The following is a 16,370-nucleotide window of genomic DNA, read 5'->3' on the forward strand; positions in this document are numbered from 1 at the left end:
GCGTCACCACTCTCACGTGCGCAACAACCCATGGACCATGTTTTTTTGCGGGGTAACTTGCCACCAAAAAGCCGCCGGCCGCTCCCTTCCGTGACGAGGATGGACCTTAGCCGTTTCTACGCCCACAGGCGGACGCTGTCCGAGATGGTGTTTTTGAAGCTGATGCCATGGCGCTTGAAGAAGCGACGGATCGAGCCCTCCGTCGTCTGCAGCCCCAGCGCCTGCTGTATGCGCTGCGCCAATTCTACCAAGGTCAGATCCGGTTCCTTGGCGTTGAGTTCCAGCAACCAGGCTCGATGCGGCTCCAACGGAGACCGGCTTCTGCCACCGCGCGGCGTCGGGCTGATACTGCCGGTCGCATCGTTCCGCTCAACCGCGCAAAAGGCTGCTCTACCCGTAGCGATCAGCCGGAACTCATCGGGTGGATCGATATCGGTCCATGCGCTCGCGATCGTACAAAGTCGACCGTTCTGACCCTCATAGACCACCCGGTCTTCGCCCCAATGACGGCGCCGACAGATCAGCTCGAACTTGCGACCGCAAAGCGGATGGAAGGGATGCGTGATCCGCACCTTTTGCTGGGTCGTACCCGCATGACCTGCAGTCGACAACTTTTGCCAAAGCCAAGGTCGAAGCGGCGGTGCGCATTGTCGAACGCTGGCTTCTGGGTCGGCTGCGCCACCGTGTCTTTTACAGCCTGGCCGAGGTCAATGCGTCGATCTTCGCGCTTCTAACCGATTTGAATGATCGTCGGGTGCTGCGCCGGGTCGGCTGCACCCGGCGGCAGTTGTTTGAGGAGATCGACCGGCCGGCGCTTAAGCCCCTGCCGGCGGAGCGCTATGTCTACGCTGAACGGCGGATCCGCCGGGCTGGCCTCGACTATCATGTCGAAATCGACCGTCATTATTACTCGGTTCCTTGGCGCTTCGCGCGCGAGCAGGTCGAAGCTCGGATCACGGCTAACACGATCGAGCTGTTCCGCAAGGGCGAGCGGATCGCTGTCCATCGGCGCTCCAGCGGCAATGGAAAGCACAGCACCGTGGCCGAACACATGCCGTCGGCGCATCGGCGCTTCGCCGACTGGACCATCGAGCGGATCAAGCGGGAAGCGTCGGCCATCGGCTCCGATACGGCGCTGCTCGTCGAGAAGATCTTGGCCGAGCGGCCACATCCCGAGCAGGGCTTCCGCGCTTGTCTGGGCATTATCCGCCCGGCCAAGGGCTTTGGCCGAGAAAGAGTCGATGCTGCCTGCGGACGCGCACTCGAGATCGGCGCACGAACCTACGGCTCGGTACGCTCCATCCTGGACAACCGTCTCGACCAGGCGCCGGCGTCACGCGCGACGTCGGCCAAGCCGATCGAGCATCCAAACATCCGCGGTCCCCGCTACTACCATTGACAGGAGAACAAGCATGCTTACCCATCCCACTCTCGATCGCCTCAACGCCATGGGCCTGATCGGCATGGCCAAAGCGTTTAATGAACTGATCGCCAATAGCGAGGCCGAACAGCTCAACCATGCTGAATGGCTGGGCTTGCTGATCGATCGGGAATGGAGCTCCCGCCACGACCGTAAGCTCGCCGCCCGCCTGCGCTTTGCAAAATTGCGTCATCAGGCCGCCCCCGAGGATGTCGACTATCGCAGTGAGCGCGGCCTCGACCGAGCTCTGTTCCTCAAGCTCATCGCCGGCGATTGGATCGACGCTCACGACAATCTAGCCATCTGTGGGCCATCAGGCGTCGGCAAAAGTTGGTTGGCCTGCGCGCTCGGCCATAAGGCCTGCCGTGACGATCGCTCCGTGCTGTATCAACGTGTGCCGAGGTTGTTTGCCAATCTGGCGCTCGCCCGCGGCGATGGCCGCCACGCACGACTGCAGCGCAAGCTCGGCAGTGTCCAGCTCCTAATACTCGACGATTGGGGTCTGGAGCCGCTCGACGATCCGGCTCGTCACGACCTCCTTGAAATACTCGAAGACCGATACGGTCGCCGCTCCACCATTGTTACCAGCCAACTCCCCCCGACGCGATCCTCGACCGACTGGTGCACAACGCCCACCGCATCGATCTTGCCGGCGAAAGCTTGCGCCGAAAGCAAACCAAGAAAGCTTGACACCTCATGCGAACGAAATAACAAAAGTACGCCAGCAGAGCCTCGTACCCCGGGGGCGAGATCATCTCGGAATCCGGGGGCGCGATCAAATCGGACTAAAGGGGCGGCTTCGTCGGAATCAGCACCCAAATCTGGTGGAGCCCAGCGACTCATATTCGCGGCAGTTCGGGAATCCCCCCGGCCATCACAATCGATTCAACTCAGCCGCCGAATGCTCTAGCCCGCACATAGGCCAGTCACTCCTGCCGGCTAGTCGATCTCGCCGACGGCACGCCAAGCTTGATAGATCGCCGCTTGGGTAAGGGGTTCCCAGCCGGAATCGGAATTGGCAATCGCAACATTGCCGAAGGGGCGCCGCGCCACCGTCATCGTGTGCGCCATCTCATTCGGGTCGTCGAATAGGCTGTTCGGAGAGTAGGCATAGCCATGGGGCCAGCGATTGACGGTAATGCCCTGGATATCCCGTCCTTCATCGAAGCTGCTGCCAGCGAGCTGGCGACTGAGCTGGTCGCGGATATCGTGCTCCAACTTCTCGAAGGGCGTCTCCAGCAATCTCTGGCGCCCAAGCCTCGACTGGTCGCGTGCATCTAGACCCTGATTCGGCGTGGTTGGAGCACAGTACATGTGAACGCACATTGTCTCTGACGGATCCTTCGGATGTTGGTATCCACCGAGCTTGACTGGAAAATCCATCTTGACGCGGGCCCATGTTCCGGTCGGCGCATAGAGTTCGTGAATGCCGAGCTCAAGGAACGCCTTCCAAGTCCGCACCACCACGTTTGTAGAGATCAGTGGCATCTTGACGTTCTTTCGGAGCGCTAGCTTCTGTTCCTCCGGCAGTTCAGGACAAAGGAATGGGATCATCATGTTGTATCCGGCGAGGATGCATTTGCGTCCGCGAACCTTGCGTAGCGTACCTCCTTTCACGTAGCTGACATCTGCATGATCATCGAAGTTCCTAACATTCACCGCGATGCTATTGAGGCGGAGCCGCACCGGCGAAGTGGCTTCATCGAGCCTGCTATAGTCGAACCGTGCAAGGACAATGTCATCCATTGTCGTGCCCGGCGCCGCACCAGGGATGAGGCTGCGGACCAGTAGGCGGGCGATGGAGGCATTGCCGTCCGGGAAATGGCAGATATAGGGATCATCCGCGTCCTTGTCGGTGGCCCGTTCGGTATTCATGCCTAGGCCATCGAAGCCCGGAAAGCCGGTGTTCATTGCAGCCAGCGCCGACACTGCGTCGGAACTTGACGCGAAGAGGTCGTTAAAACGTCCTTGGAAGTACTGCGCAGCCCTCTCGCTCAGCCCGGCATGCTTGATGAGATAGTCCCGGTAGCTGGTTCTGGCGAGAATCTTCTCCTTGGCATCCAAAGCCATTCCCTTGAGATAATCGATAGGCGCTTCATGGAAGGCAACAAGAGCCGCCTTGTCAGCTTCCGCGAGTGGAAAATCAGCGATGAAGTCTTTTAGCGGGCGGGCGTTGAGTCGATTGGGAAGTTGGTCGTCATCTGCCATCCAGAACGGATCGCCGGTTACGAGCTTGTCCTCGCCCCAGTTTTCCTTGTTGAAGAAGACACCGCGGCTCAGATTCCTGGATGCGTAGAAAGTACGGTCGAATGCCGCGGTGAATCGATCGAGATCGATGCCCAGCGATTTCAGCAGGCCGGCTGCGACTTCGCCATAGCCGGTGCGCGGAGAATCGATGGTTTCCGTGCCACCATAGCCGATGATTAACCGGCCACTGAGTGTGAATTCGTTGCGCTTGGCGTGTCCGCCGAAATCATCATGGTTCTCAAGGATGAGAATTGACTTGTCCGCACCGTGTTTCCGTCGATAGAACCATGCGGCAGACAAGCCGCTGATGCCGCCGCCGACAACGACCAGATCGTAAGTTTCCTCCACAGGCGTTTGTGCAGCTTGGAAACCCTTACCCTCGCGTCCAAGTGCGTGTGCCGCCTCGAATGAGCCAGGATGGCTGCCGCGTAGACCTGTCAGAGATGGTGGATAGTAGGGTGAGAACTGTTGAGCCCGAAGGAAGTCGATAGGGGCCATACCGGCGACGATGGCAAGGCCAGTACCTGCCAGAAAATCGCGGCGCGTAATCATTCGAATACTGCCGAAGCGCGAACATACTGTTTCATGCTGCCCTCGTCCGGTTTGGAAGGAGCAATTCATGGGTGTGGTCAGCGCGAGTTTGAACTGGATTATTCATTCAGTGGCCATGGCACCCAGCAAGCGCCGTGCCAAGGGCAAAAAGCCGCCGCCCTTCCGCACGGATGCGTTTAGAGACATAACGCGGCCGTGTCGGTAATAGTTCAAAATCAATACGCGTGAGGCATCAGACTTCCAAATCGCATAGCTAAACAATCGACGAGAACCTGAACGCGGCAACGGGCGCACAAAAATAACCTGCAGATGTCATCAGAGCATTCCGCGCGGCACGCTGTGCGTTCTCGTGTTGTCGCTGCGTTTTGCAACATCCGCACCGCGGTCCGCTCAAGAACCTCTCGCATCGAGGCCATCAACCCTCGGAGGGAGGATGGTTGGGCCGGTCGCCGCTGTAACGGCTGGCCTGCGGCCACCGCCTTCGGCGGCTGGCGGCCTTGACAGCAGCGGCCAGCCCAGCCGTCGTTGGCCACCATCGGTTCGACGACTTAGACCGCCTGGATGCTCTGCCCGCGTCCGATGTCGCCAGATTTACGCGGTTCTCGACAGCCATCGACAGCAGCAACTCTTTCGCGTGCGGCATGCCGATTGCAGGAACGAATAACCAGCAATTGAAGGACGTCGCACGCATCACCGCGGCTCACGATTACACAATGAGACTTGCTCGATTGATCCTGATCAATGCGAGGTTGAAGCTGTAAAATTGTGGGCTACGGGCATCGAGAAGCGCCGCTCCCTTGCATTCCCTTTGTTTTGGCGACCGGAGAGACGGCATCGATGAACCCAGGACAGGACCAACAGGAGGACGGCGTTACTGCTGTCTCTTCCGAACGAGACCAACAGCCAGGCTGCCTATCCACGCTCTCCCGGGCCGCAACGCAGTGGGTTGGATCCTTGACCAGGGCGCGCATCTCTGCCGCTGGCGATCCGACGAACCGCGAGGCTCGGGCTTCTCGCGAAACGGCGCAGGACCAGGTTCTGGAGGGCTGGGCTGCCGACGACGGACAGGGTGAACAGGAGAATCGGCAAGAGGCCGTAAGACGAACGAGAGCCTGGCTTGATGCCGCCGCGGCCCATGCGCCGCTGGACCTTTCGTTCCTATCCCTGACAGCCTTGCCCGCCGCCTTCCCGGCCGGGCTCTTGCGCCTCGAGGTCCAGGACAATCAGCTGACCAGCTTGCCCAACGTCCTTCCGACCGGCCTCCATGTGCTCTACGCCATGCGCAACCAGCTGAACAACCTGCCGGCCGCCTTCCCGGCCGGGCTCTTGCGCCTCGACGTCCAGGACAATCAGCTGACTACTTTGCCCGATAACCTTCCGGCCACGCTTCTGGAGCTCAACGCTAGCTTCAACCGGCTGACCAATCTGCCGGCCCGCCTCCCGGCCGGGCTCGAATTTCTCGGCGCAAGCAACAACCAGCTGACCAGCCTGCCCGAGACGCTGCTGACGCGGCTCGGCCCTGAGTGCGTCGCTGATCTGACGGGTAATCCGCTATCCGAGCGGGTACGGACCAATCTGGCGGCAGCCTGCGACGTCCCGGGCTATGCCGGCCCATACCTCTTCTTCTCGCGAGGCGAAGGATCGGAGCAAGCGCCGCCGCGGCCTCTGCCCGAGGTCGTCGCGGACTGGCTGGAGGGCGAGCCGCAGGTGGTGGCCGCCTGGCAGACCGTCACTGATGAACCGAGCGCCCAGCAGTATGCCTTCTTCCTCGACAGGCTGCGGCACACCGTGAACTATGGCAACCCCGAGTTCCGGCAGGCGGTGGCCGAGGATTTGCGGCAGGCGGCAATCAGGCCTCGGTTGCGCGAGCAGTACTTCGAACTGGCCTTCGGGGCGAGCGAGACCTGCGAGGATCGCATCACTTTGACCTGGAACGGCATGCAGTCCGTACGTCTAAACGCTGATGTCGAGGACGGGGCCTATGACGAGCGGCTCAACGAGCTCATCGAGCAAGCCCGCGTGCTGTTCCGCTTGGACCAGCTCGAGAAGATCGCCCGGCAGAAAGTCAGCTCGCTCCGCTTTGTCGACGAGATCGAGGTCTATCTCGCCTATCAGATCAAGCTGCGCGAGCGGCTCAAGCTGCGGCATATCGCTCCGGACATGCGCTTCTTCACCGTCTCCTACGTCACCGAGGACGACCTCATTGCGGCCGAGACACGCGTGCGAGACGAAGAGGCGGCAGGATTCGCCGACTATCTGGTAACCCGCTGGCAACCCTTGGAAACCGTGGTGAGCCGCATTGCACCCGAGGCTTATGCAGCGATGCAGGAACGGCTCGCCGATGCGATGGGCGAGGAGTTCGAGACGCGCCTGCAGCAACGGCTCGCCGATCTTCACCTGACCGATGCCGCGCCGCAGCTCATAGCCGAAGCCGCGCAGGGGCTCGGACCCGATCTCCTCAAAGAAATCACCCGCGAGATCAAGGGCGCGTTGATGCGCAAGGTGCTCGGGGACCGCGGTCTCGAGTTATGAAGTGGCGCTCCGTATGCGGGGGGATCCTGTTTCCATGCGATCGGCGGCGCAAGGGGGCATTCCTGCCGAAGTTGGATCCGGACCAAGCCGGAGATCGCGCTAGTCTTACTGAGTGTGCGCGGGAAGGCCGGCAAGGAATAGTGCCGGTATGCAGTGCGAAGCGACCGGTAAGAACCTCCAATTTCAAGCGGCACGTTGATTGCGTCGTTCGGGGGGCGCCGGCGGACGCGGTTCTCTCCGAATGTCCGCTCTTCGAAACCGACTTAGCGTTCATGAGAACGTCGAAACTTTCGAGGGGAGGTAGGCCCTCATCGCCAGCCATTGACCAGCGCGGCCTACAAATTCTTGTAGTTGACCAGTGCAACGTTCTTCGGGCCGAATCGCGCTCACGATGAGCACTACCTGTTTAGGGGCATCAAGCGCAATCAGACCGTCAAGAAGGAGAGCCAACGTGATGTCTCCAATTGAAGCAATCGCTAGTTGGCTGGAATCGCAAGATCTGGACCTGCAACTCGATGTCGCGTCATTCGCCTCATTCGTGATCTTCGAGGACGGCGACGTTTCCTCGCTTAGCATGCCGGACCAGCTCGAAGCGCTTCGTCAATGGTTGAACGAACCCGAGTTGGAATCGCACGCCGCCGCAAGCCGTGCTCTGACCTTCCGTATCTCCATGGATTACTTCGTCGAGGGCAGAACGACCGGCTGCGGATGGAAACAAACCGAAGCAAAGCTGCGCAAAACCCTGGACGAGGCTAAGCGCGTCGGGAAGTTCCCGGCTGCACGCAAGGCGCAAAGGATGCTTGAGCTATTGCCCACACGACAAGCAAGATGGCGTGAGGTGGCGAGATCCTGGAATGAACTGGCTTCGACTCGCCTGACGCTCAAGGCTCTCACTGACGGAAAGGAATTGAGCTATGGCTGATTCTGGGTGACGCGGCCTGATCAGGCGGCGTGGCTTTCAGCGGTCGGAATGACCTCAATGCCGTCAGTAAGCTTCACACCGGCGATGACCTTCGGCAACTGATTTGCTCCTTTCAATCGGCGCCAGGTCTTCGATGCGGCGCCGATCAACTTGAACACCATCAGCTTCGCGGTTTTCGGCGAGAGCGATCCTTTCGTTCGCACCGTCCGGTGACGCACCGTGGCGAACACACTCTCGATCGGATTCGAGGTGCGCAGATGAACCCAATGCTCGGCAGGGAGGTCGAAGAACGCGAGCAGCGCCTCACGATCCTTGATCAAGCACTCGACCGCAGGCCCGTATTTGGCACGGTATGTCTCGACGAAGGTGTCGATCGCGGCTTCGGCTTTCACCCGGCTCGGTGCCAGATAGACGTTCCGCAGATCGTTCTTCATCGCGCCCTGCACGGATTTGGCGACCTTGTCGAGCACGTTGCTGACTTTGTGGCACCAGCACCGCCGGTGTCTGCGCGCTCATCGCCGTCGCATGCGCTGGGGCTGCAGTACCGAGCTCGCGCGGGCTTCGGCTTTTCTTTCTTAGTGCCGAGGCCACAGCGGCTGGAAATGCCCCGGCGTGTGCAAAATGTGCACCAGTCGACCTTCCTGACCCAGGACAGGATGCACGGTCCACCCGCCATTCGCATGTGCCTCGATGGCTTGAATGCGCAGGCCAAAACTGGTCGCCAGCACGACCCCGACACCAGCGCCGTAAAGGTCGATTTCGCCATGCGGATCGACCGTGCCGTCTTGAACCAGGCTATTCCGCAACAACTGAGCCTGTTGCTGAAGTTGCTGAGTCTGCGGCGTTTCGTCGTCCTGTCGCTCCGTGTTGCTGGCCAATTGAAGAACCGTTTCCAGCAGGCAATTCAGTCCTTGGCCACTGGCTTGTCCCACGTAGGCATTGAATCGCGCCAAAAATGCTTGGAGCGTGTCGCTCAACGGGCCGACAGACAAGGCAGGCAGCGATGCGCCCGCGAGTGCCTGTGAGGGCGCCTGGTGATGTGCCGCGGGCGGCCCTCCGATGGCGGCGGCGCTGTGCCGATCGGAGCCAGAAGTACTGGTGTGTTGCCAAGGATCGCTGACGATGTTCTCTTCGAAATGACGCCCCCAAAAGCCCGTGGGCATCTCTGATGGTCCCATGCTTTCGGCACCGCTGGTGCCACCCCAGTCCTGTGCGCCAATCGGTCGTGTGTCGCTGGCTTGGTAACTCGGCGCGCTCCACGATTGTGCGCCGTGCGCGTAGCCGTGCTCATTGCGGTCCGACTGCGCGGACTGCAATGGCCACGCTGAGCTCCAGCCGGCAGGTACCTGTGCCGCGATCTGGTTCGCCTCGCGCCCAAGCTGCGACTGATCGCAACTTGCCACTTGCGGCTCGGCATGGTTTGGGAGCCAGCTTTCGCCGTGCTCCCATCCCGCGCGGATGAGCGGCCCGATATCCGCGAGCGGCGGACGGGATGCTCCACCGGCCGAGGATCCGCCAGGATCGTGGACCGGCTGAATAATAACTTGTCTGCCTAGCGGATTGTTTACGGCCGGCTCCCACGCTCGGCTATCGAACGATGCCGTGTAAGGCTGAGTGTTAATAGACAAATTCGTCGGCCACTGCGACGGCCTCGGTAGGAGCCCTGCTCTGTCCAGTGCTCCGATCAGGACGCCGGGGGCCGGTTGGGGGCCATTGAATTGCGAGGGATCAAATTGCAGGGGAAGGAGATATCCGAAATCACGCGGCGGCGGCCGAGCCGGTAGGGCGGCTGCCGGAGCGGATGATTGTTGCGACAGGCTTAAGGAAGACGGCATGCCTGCCCAAAAGTTCGCGAGGTCCCAACTGTCGGCGGGCAGCTGGCCAGCTTGGTCCACTTCCTGCCAGAGTTCCCCCGGATCGACAGCTTGCAATGGCGAATGGGCTGCCTGTTCCCCCATCTGCCAGGAGCCGACTGCGCCCGAAGCACCGTCCCCGAGGCTACTGTTGCCGGACTCACGTATCAGGCCGATAGACGGCGTAGTCGCTGTTCGCTGGTTGGAACGAGCTGCATCATCGATGATATGTCCGCGTTCTGCCGTGGAACTGTGATGTGGAGGCCCGCGCTCAGCTAATGTGTTTGAGCCACGATACTCACGAAGCGCTTGCAAGGCGGTTTTCAGGTCCGTCAGGTGGCGGGCACACCGTGATACCCTGTGGGCGTGGTCGAGCAGCGATTCGTGATCGAGTGCAGTAATCGTTTGACTTGGCCCGAGAGAATTCGCCAAGTTACGCAAAGTGCGATTATACCGCCGGGCGGTCTTGCTGTGCCAGTCTCGGTGCCCAGCAGCTGCCTCGATGGCCCGGTCGATGAGACTCTCGTCTTCCACAGAGAAAGGCTCGCGATGCCTCCGAAGGATCGTCAACGCGGGACCCACATGCGGGTCTTTCGGAAAAAACTCGTCGGCGTAAGCGACCAAGGAAACATGATCGAGTGCATCAATGGTTTGGCCTCGCGCCCCTAGACGATTGCCCAATCGACGAAGAGCGCGAGCGTAAACGCATACTGTTCCTTCTGTTAGATTCCCGCGCTCGGCCTCGAGAGCCGAGTTGATGAGGTTCTCGTCGTTATCAGACAGATGAGGATAGTTAGGGTTTGAGCGCGGTGGGCGGCTCCCTGCGATGGGGGCAGCACCCACATCAATTGGTCCAAGCTCACGATATCTCCTAAGGGACGTCAATGCGGAGCCAACATGAGAGACATCCGAAAAAAACTCTTGGGCGTGAGCGACCAAAGAATCATGATCGATTGCATCAATGGCTTGCCCTCGCGCCCCGAGATGATCGCCCAATCGACGAAGAACGCCAGCGTATTTGCGTACTGTTCCTTCTGTTAGATTCCCGCGCACAACCCCGGCCTCGAGAGCCGAGCTGATGAGGTTCTCGTCGTTATCGGACAGATGAGGATAGTCAGGGTTTGAGCGCGGTGGGCGGCCCCCTGCGATGGGAGTAGCACCGCCTTGGCGCTCCTCGGCCAAGTGCTGCTCAGAGTCCTCGTGCGCGACCTGGTCTACCGCTCCTGGCGCGGCCGGCTCTGCCTGTTGTTGCAACATGGCGTAGTACGCCTGCAGCCAACCTGGATCGAATGGATCGAATGGATTGAAATTGTCTGGGTCCACGCCAATCTCCCGCGTCCGAAGCTAGATCGTCGCAAGTTCTCCACTTCAGCGCCAAAAGTGTGTTTCGGCGTGGGGTCTCAACCATGATCGGCGTGGGGGTCCCATCATTTCAATTCAATGAAATCAATGGCCTGAAGGGGTCCCGATGACGCCGATGGGGGTCATTTTTCGATCAGCATTCACATCGTCATTCTTGCTCTCTGGTCAGCTACAGGAAGATGATCTGGTCCTTTTGTATGACTTCCTTCTTACCGGTGCTGGACATGGTCTCTGCTGCTCGGGTGACAAGCTCGTGCTGCGCCGTGCTTGACTTGCCCTGCCTCACATCTTCTTCTGTAACGGACACGCTGGTCTTGCAGACCTTGGTGTCGCGGCCGACCACCTTCAGGTCCTCAACGGGTACGTATTTGAAACTGCTTGTTTTGAGAATTGTTTGACTACTATCTGCCGACTTGAAGTCGGGTCCCATGAAATGGACCCCGATTTTGGGACCACGTGCTTAGTTGGAAGGGGCTGCTCCGTTTGATAGACGGAGCGCATGATGACGACGAAGACGAGACGCAAGATCGACGCGGCACTGAAGGCAAAGATCGCGCTGGAAGCCGTGCGGGAGCAGGCGACGGTGGCCGATCTGGCCCAGCGCTACGAGGTTCACCCGAACCAGATCTATGCCTGGAAGAAGCAACTGCTGGACCAGGCGGCCCGGGCCTTTGACGCGGGTGTCGGGCGCGAGAGCGAGGACGCTCGCGAACGCGAGATCGAGAAGCTACATGCCAAGATTGGACAACTGACAATCGAGCGCGATTTTTTAGCGCGGAGGTCCGGAAGATGAGCACGCCGGACCGTCGAGGAATGCTCGATCGCGCCGACATGGCGCTGTCGATCCGCCGGCAATGCATGTTGCTTGGTATCGCGCGCTCTGGGGTCTACCGGCCGCCCCGGCCGGCCAACGACAACGACCTTGCCCTGATGCGGCGCCTCGACGAGCTGTTCACCGCCTGGCCGTTCCTGGGCTCGCGGCGAATGACCGCGATGCTGAAGGCTGAGGGGCTTCAGGTCAATCGCAAGCGCGTGCAGCGGTTGATGCGCAAGATGGGCATCGCGGCGCTGGGACCAAGGCCGAACACGACGAGGCCGGCGCCAGGCCACAAGATCTATCCCTATCTGTTGCGCAACATGACGATCGACCGGCCAAACCAGGTATGGGCGGCCGACATCACGTATCTGCCCATCGGCCGCGGCTTTCTTTATCTCGTCGCCATCATCGACTGGGCGAGCCGTGCGGTTCTGGCGTGGCGGTTGTCGAACACGATGGACGTCTCGTTCTGCGTGGCGGCTCTGGACGAGGCGCTGGCGAAGTATGGCACGCCGGAGATATTCAACACCGATCAAGGCAGCCAATTCACCAGTGCGGCCTTCACCGGCGCGTTGGCGAGCGCAGGGATCAAGATCTCCATGGATGGCCGCGGTCGTTGGATGGACAACGTCTTCATCGAGCGGCTGTGGCGGTCGCTCAAGCATGAGGACATCTATCTCAAGGGCTATGCCGACGGCCGCGAGGCCAAGGCAGGGGTCGCGAGCTGGATCGCCTTCTACAACCATCGTCGCCTTCATCAGGCGCACGGCTATCGCACGCCGATGGCGGTCTGGCGCGAACGGATGCAGGCCGCGAAGTCTGTGGACATGGTGGACAACGCTGACGCGTTGACCACATGCCCACAGCAACTGCAGCAGACAGAGTCTCTGGCAGCGTGATAGAAAGGGGTCAGGAGCGGTCAGTTTCCAACTAACAAACCGGTTCAAGCGGTCCCGCTCCGCGGGTCCATTTCACCCAAGACACACTTAATCGAGTTGCCGATCACGTGCTTGACGTCGTCGCCTTGGACAATGTTGAGGTTGTTGCCAACCGTGACAGATTGCTTATCGCTCAGATTAAATGCACATTCTCTTGAAATCTTATAGGCGAACGCTTCTCCAAAGAAGATTGATACTTTCCTGGCCATCGTCAGCTGGGTAGCCGCGCCGCGCATACAAGTGAGTTTTGTTCCGTCGAAGAATTCCTCGGTATTGCCCATAATCCGCTTTTCGGTGTTGCCAGTGGTCGTTTCTACTTTGTCACCCTTATTGACCAATTTGACCCGGTTCGAAGCCGTCAGGGTGATGTCTGCGGACGTCGCAGCGCTGCCAGCAGTGATTGACACGCCATTCTCGGCGGAGATCTCATAGATGCCTTTTGGCACCTTGTGCTGGACGTTGCCGTTCGTGACCTCCATCGTTTGGCCGCACCCGATTTTCAACAGTGCCGCGCCTTCGACATTTGTCTGGAAGTCCTTGTTGGTGAAGGCAAGTATGCCAACGTTGTCGCTCTCATGCTCGCGGGTCACTGCCGGATCATCGTTGACCGTCGCCGCGAGACCAGTGACAAGTTTTGCCTCTTCGTCCGAATAAGAGCCGAGGCGCAGATAACTCGACTTGGTCAGAGGAGAAGAAAAAGCTTCTGGAACGGTCAGTCGCATGTTGGCATTTGACATCGTTGAATTCCCTAATCGTTTGGCCGTAGGCGCCTGGCTGTACGCCCGGGCGCTGCGTCATCGAGCGGATTTGAGAGGTCAATATCGAAAGCCGAAGGCATTCGGGTTGGCACCGTTGTGCTTGGTTGGCATGCCCACTCTGGTTGCCGCTGACCCGCCGATTGACAAATCTTCAGATCCAGCCTTGGCGCGGCCCGGACCAATGACTAGACCAGAGATGACGCCCAGCGCCAGCTACGCTGGCTCCATTCATCAACAGGCCCACATTCACACAGACCGTAGAATTGTCGACCTACCAAAGCTGGGCGGCGGCGATCAGGGTGAGCACACTCCGTCTCGTCTTCGTCGTCCGACAAGCGCCAAATTGTAAGTTTGGATGCTCAGATACGGATCATCCATCAGTTGAAAGGAGTCGAAGGCACCCACAAGCTCGTTCATTCCGATATCGGCGCGGTCGCGATACGGTGGTACGTCGTCAGGATCGTCAAAGTCATCGCTCATGGAAACTGTGCATTCTCGTCGAGATCCGCTTGGACAGGCGAACCGATCTGACCCGTTGTCCTGCGAGTCGCTCCCAAACTATCCTTGTCGCCCTCGTGCATCATATTCCTCCTCAGTGCCGGGGAGTGTCGAGGATGAGCCGATGGGGGTAGAGCTGGCTCCGCAAATTCGGACAGTAGCTTGAGTGGATTTTCTGCCTGAGAGCGGCGAGGCTTCTTGCCGCGAATCAGGAGCGAAGATGACGAAGAGGAGTCGCCGGACGCATTCTCCGGCATTCAAGGCAAAGGTGGCTTTGGCGGCCGTGAAGGGGGAGAAGACGTTGGCCGAGCTGGCGCAATTGTTTGATGTCCATCCGAACCAGATCACGACCTGGAAGACCCAACTCCTGGAAGGCGCCGCCGGAGTGTTTGGGCAGGACAACGGACCGGCCGAGGCGCCGGTCGATTTGAAGGCGTTACATGCCAAGATCGGCGAGCTTGCGTTGGAGAACGATTTTTTGTCCGGCGCGCTCACCAAGGCGGGCCTGCTGAGCGCAAAGCGATGATCGACCGCGACCATGATCTGTCTGTCGTGCGCCAGGCGAAGGTCCTGAACCTTGCCCGCAGTACGGTTTACTATGAACCTCGGCCGGTTTCGGCCGAGGACCTTGTCTTGATGCGCCGGCTCGATGAGCTGCACCTCGATTATCCCTTCGCAGGGGCGCGCATGCTGCGATCGCTGTTGCAGCGTGAGGGCATGCAGATTGGCCGCCGCCACGTCGCGACGCTGATGAAGCGCATGGGGATCGAGGCGATCTATCGCCGTCCGAACACGAGCAAGCCCGCACCGGGCCACAAGATCTACCCGTACCTATTGCGCGGATTGAAGATCGAGCGGCCGAACCAGGTCTGGGCAATGGACATCAGCTACATTCCGATGCGACGTGGATTCGTCTACCTCGCGGCGGTCGTCGATGTGTTCAGCCGACGGGTGTTGGTCCATCGCGTATCGATCACGATGGAGACGATATTCTGCGTCGAAGCGCTCCAGGAGGCGTTGGCGAAGCACGGCAGGCCCGAGATCTTCAACACGGATCAGGGTAGCCAGTTCACCAGCCTCGACTTCACCGGCGTGCTGCTGGACGCGAACATCGCCATCAGCATGGACGGCAAGGGTGCCTGGCGCGACAACGTGTTCGTCGAGCGGCTGTGGCGCACTGTCAAATACGAGGAAGTCTATCTGCGTGCTTACGACAGCGTGCTCGAGGCGCGAGCATCGATTTCCAAATATCTGGCGTTCTACAACCGAGGACGTCCTCACTCGAGCCTTGACGAACGCACGCCCGACGAGGCTTACTTCGGCGCGCAAACGATGGTGACGGCCGCATGATCGTCGCCAACGATTTTGCTGCGGCTCTGGTCGGGCTTACGCCCTCCCGACGCCACAGCAAAATCGTAAAGCCCCGCCTTCAGCATAACCCGGCAGGAATCCACTTAATTTTCGCGGGGCGCTGTCCAAACAACCGGGGCCAGCTCTGGTCAATGTTCGATCAGCATTCACACAGATGGCCAACAATCTGATCCGCAGGGTGCCCGGAAAAGACTCTCAACGCCTCAAACGCATGACCGTAGCCTGGGACGACGACTTCCTCGCAAGCCTCATCGTACCCTAAAATCCTTCACCCGATTCCCCTGGGATGTGGGGAACGATCCCGTGCTGGTTTCCTCAAGGGCGAAGCGTCCACCATTGGTAGGACTGGGATGCACACACATGCTGGGCCTCCTCACCTACAAGTTCTTGTAGTTGACCAGCGCAGCGTTCTATGGGCCGAATCGCTTTCAAGCCCCCTTATGCCAGTCGCGAAGCTCCAACCAGGACTGCAAAGGAAGGAGATAAAGCCATGTCTCCATTAGAAGCAATCACCCGTTGGCTGCAATCACAAGACTTGGATTGAGCTGGTCCCGGTTGTCTGAACAGAAACTCCGCATCGATAAGTGGAGCCTCTGCCGGGTTTAGGCTGCCGTGCGGAGCGGCAGCGAGGTGAAGTAGGCTTGATCCGGCGTGCTGCCGTCAAGGCTCGAATGTGGACGGCGGCAATTGTAGAAGTCCAAATAGCGGCCGATCGAGGCGCGAGCTTCGTTGACGCTGTCGTAGGCCCGCAGATAGACCCCCTCGTATTTGACGCTGCGCCACAGCCGCTTGACGAACACGTTGTCCCGCCAGGCGCCCCGGCCGTCCATGCTGATGGCGATGCCGTTGCCGGCGAGCACGCCGGTGAACGCCGCGCCGGTGAACTGCGAGCCCTGGTCGGTGTTGAAGATCTCCGGCTTGCCGTGACGGGCCAGGGCATCTTCCAGTGTCGCGACGCAGAATGCAGCCTCCATGGTGATCGACAGCCGCCACGACAGCACCCGGCGGGTCGCCCAGTCCAGCACCACGGCCAGATAGACGAAGCCTCGTGCCATCGGGAATGGAGTAAGAAGCGCATAAGCGCTTCTCCTCCCCGAACC

Annotated in this window: 10 protein-coding genes and 4 pseudogenes; 7 read left to right on the plus strand and 7 right to left on the minus strand. The window is 59.9% G+C overall.

Features of this window, described 5'->3' with window-relative positions:
• Positions 1-116: 116 nt before the first annotated feature.
• The gene (locus tag NLN62_RS50330) at positions 117-572 is read right to left on the minus strand and encodes a DUF5372 family protein (RefSeq protein ID WP_254114144.1); all 456 of its coding nucleotides are present in this window, start codon (positions 570-572) and stop codon (positions 117-119) included.
• Positions 573-619: 47 nt separating this feature from the next.
• Between NLN62_RS50330 and NLN62_RS50335 the strand changes: the two are divergent.
• Positions 620-1,399, plus strand: a pseudogene (locus NLN62_RS50335) (IS21 family transposase); the annotation flags it as partial.
• Between the two features lie 13 nt (positions 1,400-1,412).
• Positions 1,413-2,110 (plus strand): annotated as a pseudogene (gene istB, locus NLN62_RS50340) (IS21-like element helper ATPase IstB).
• A gap of 249 nt (positions 2,111-2,359) precedes the next feature.
• On the opposite strand, the gene NLN62_RS50345 reads toward istB, so the two are convergent.
• A complete protein-coding gene (locus NLN62_RS50345; RefSeq protein ID WP_254114145.1) occupies positions 2,360-4,219 on the minus strand; it encodes an NAD(P)-binding protein in 1,860 nt (619 codons plus the stop codon).
• Between the two features lie 497 nt (positions 4,220-4,716).
• On the opposite strand from NLN62_RS50345, the gene NLN62_RS50350 reads away from it, so the two are divergent.
• The 3 genes from NLN62_RS50350 (at position 4,717) to NLN62_RS50360 (ending at position 7,673) form a co-directional block, all read left to right on the plus strand.
• Positions 4,717-4,980: a hypothetical protein gene (locus tag NLN62_RS50350; RefSeq protein ID WP_254114146.1), complete on the plus strand. Its 264-nt coding sequence runs from the start codon at positions 4,717-4,719 to the stop codon at positions 4,978-4,980.
• A gap of 76 nt (positions 4,981-5,056) precedes the next feature.
• Positions 5,057-6,751 (plus strand): NEL-type E3 ubiquitin ligase domain-containing protein, encoded by a 1,695-nt coding sequence (locus NLN62_RS50355; RefSeq protein ID WP_254114147.1) that lies wholly within the window; start codon positions 5,057-5,059, stop codon positions 6,749-6,751.
• A gap of 451 nt (positions 6,752-7,202) precedes the next feature.
• Positions 7,203-7,673, plus strand: coding sequence for a hypothetical protein (locus NLN62_RS50360; RefSeq protein ID WP_254114148.1), 471 nt, complete (start codon positions 7,203-7,205; stop codon positions 7,671-7,673).
• Between the two features lie 20 nt (positions 7,674-7,693).
• On the opposite strand, the pseudogene NLN62_RS50365 reads toward NLN62_RS50360, so the two are convergent.
• The 3 genes and pseudogenes from NLN62_RS50365 to NLN62_RS50375 all read right to left on the minus strand — a co-directional run.
• Positions 7,694-8,176: pseudogene (locus tag NLN62_RS50365) on the minus strand (transposase); the annotation flags it as partial.
• Positions 8,177-8,248: 72 nt separating this feature from the next.
• Positions 8,249-10,849, minus strand: coding sequence for a hypothetical protein (locus NLN62_RS50370; RefSeq protein ID WP_254114149.1), 2,601 nt, complete (start codon positions 10,847-10,849; stop codon positions 8,249-8,251).
• A gap of 208 nt (positions 10,850-11,057) precedes the next feature.
• Positions 11,058-11,318, minus strand: coding sequence for a hypothetical protein (locus NLN62_RS50375; RefSeq protein WP_254114150.1), 261 nt, complete (start codon positions 11,316-11,318; stop codon positions 11,058-11,060).
• Positions 11,319-11,390: 72 nt separating this feature from the next.
• Between NLN62_RS50375 and NLN62_RS50380 the strand changes: the two genes are divergently transcribed.
• A protein-coding gene (locus NLN62_RS50380) for an IS3 family transposase (RefSeq protein WP_254114101.1) occupies positions 11,391-12,604 on the plus strand; the annotation gives its coding sequence in 2 pieces (ribosomal slippage) (positions 11,391-11,667 and positions 11,667-12,604; 1,215 coding nt in all).
• A gap of 44 nt (positions 12,605-12,648) precedes the next feature.
• Here NLN62_RS50380 and NLN62_RS50385 read toward each other — a convergent pair.
• Positions 12,649-13,380 (minus strand): hypothetical protein, encoded by a 732-nt coding sequence (locus tag NLN62_RS50385; protein WP_254114151.1) that lies wholly within the window; start codon positions 13,378-13,380, stop codon positions 12,649-12,651.
• A 739-nt stretch (positions 13,381-14,119) separates the two neighbouring features.
• On the opposite strand from NLN62_RS50385, the gene NLN62_RS50390 reads away from it, so the two are divergent.
• Positions 14,120-15,249 (plus strand): IS3 family transposase gene (locus tag NLN62_RS50390; RefSeq protein ID WP_254095161.1). Its coding sequence is split into 2 segments (ribosomal slippage): positions 14,120-14,372 and positions 14,372-15,249, totalling 1,131 coding nucleotides; the frame shifts between segments, so codons are not numbered across the junction.
• 623 nt (positions 15,250-15,872) lie between these two features.
• Here NLN62_RS50390 and NLN62_RS50395 read toward each other — a convergent pair.
• Positions 15,873-16,340, minus strand: a pseudogene (locus NLN62_RS50395) (transposase); the annotation flags it as partial.
• Between the last annotated feature and the right edge of the window lie 30 nt (positions 16,341-16,370).

Source organism: Bradyrhizobium sp. CCGUVB23 (assembly GCF_024199885.1).
Lineage (GTDB): Bacteria > Pseudomonadota > Alphaproteobacteria > Rhizobiales > Xanthobacteraceae > Bradyrhizobium.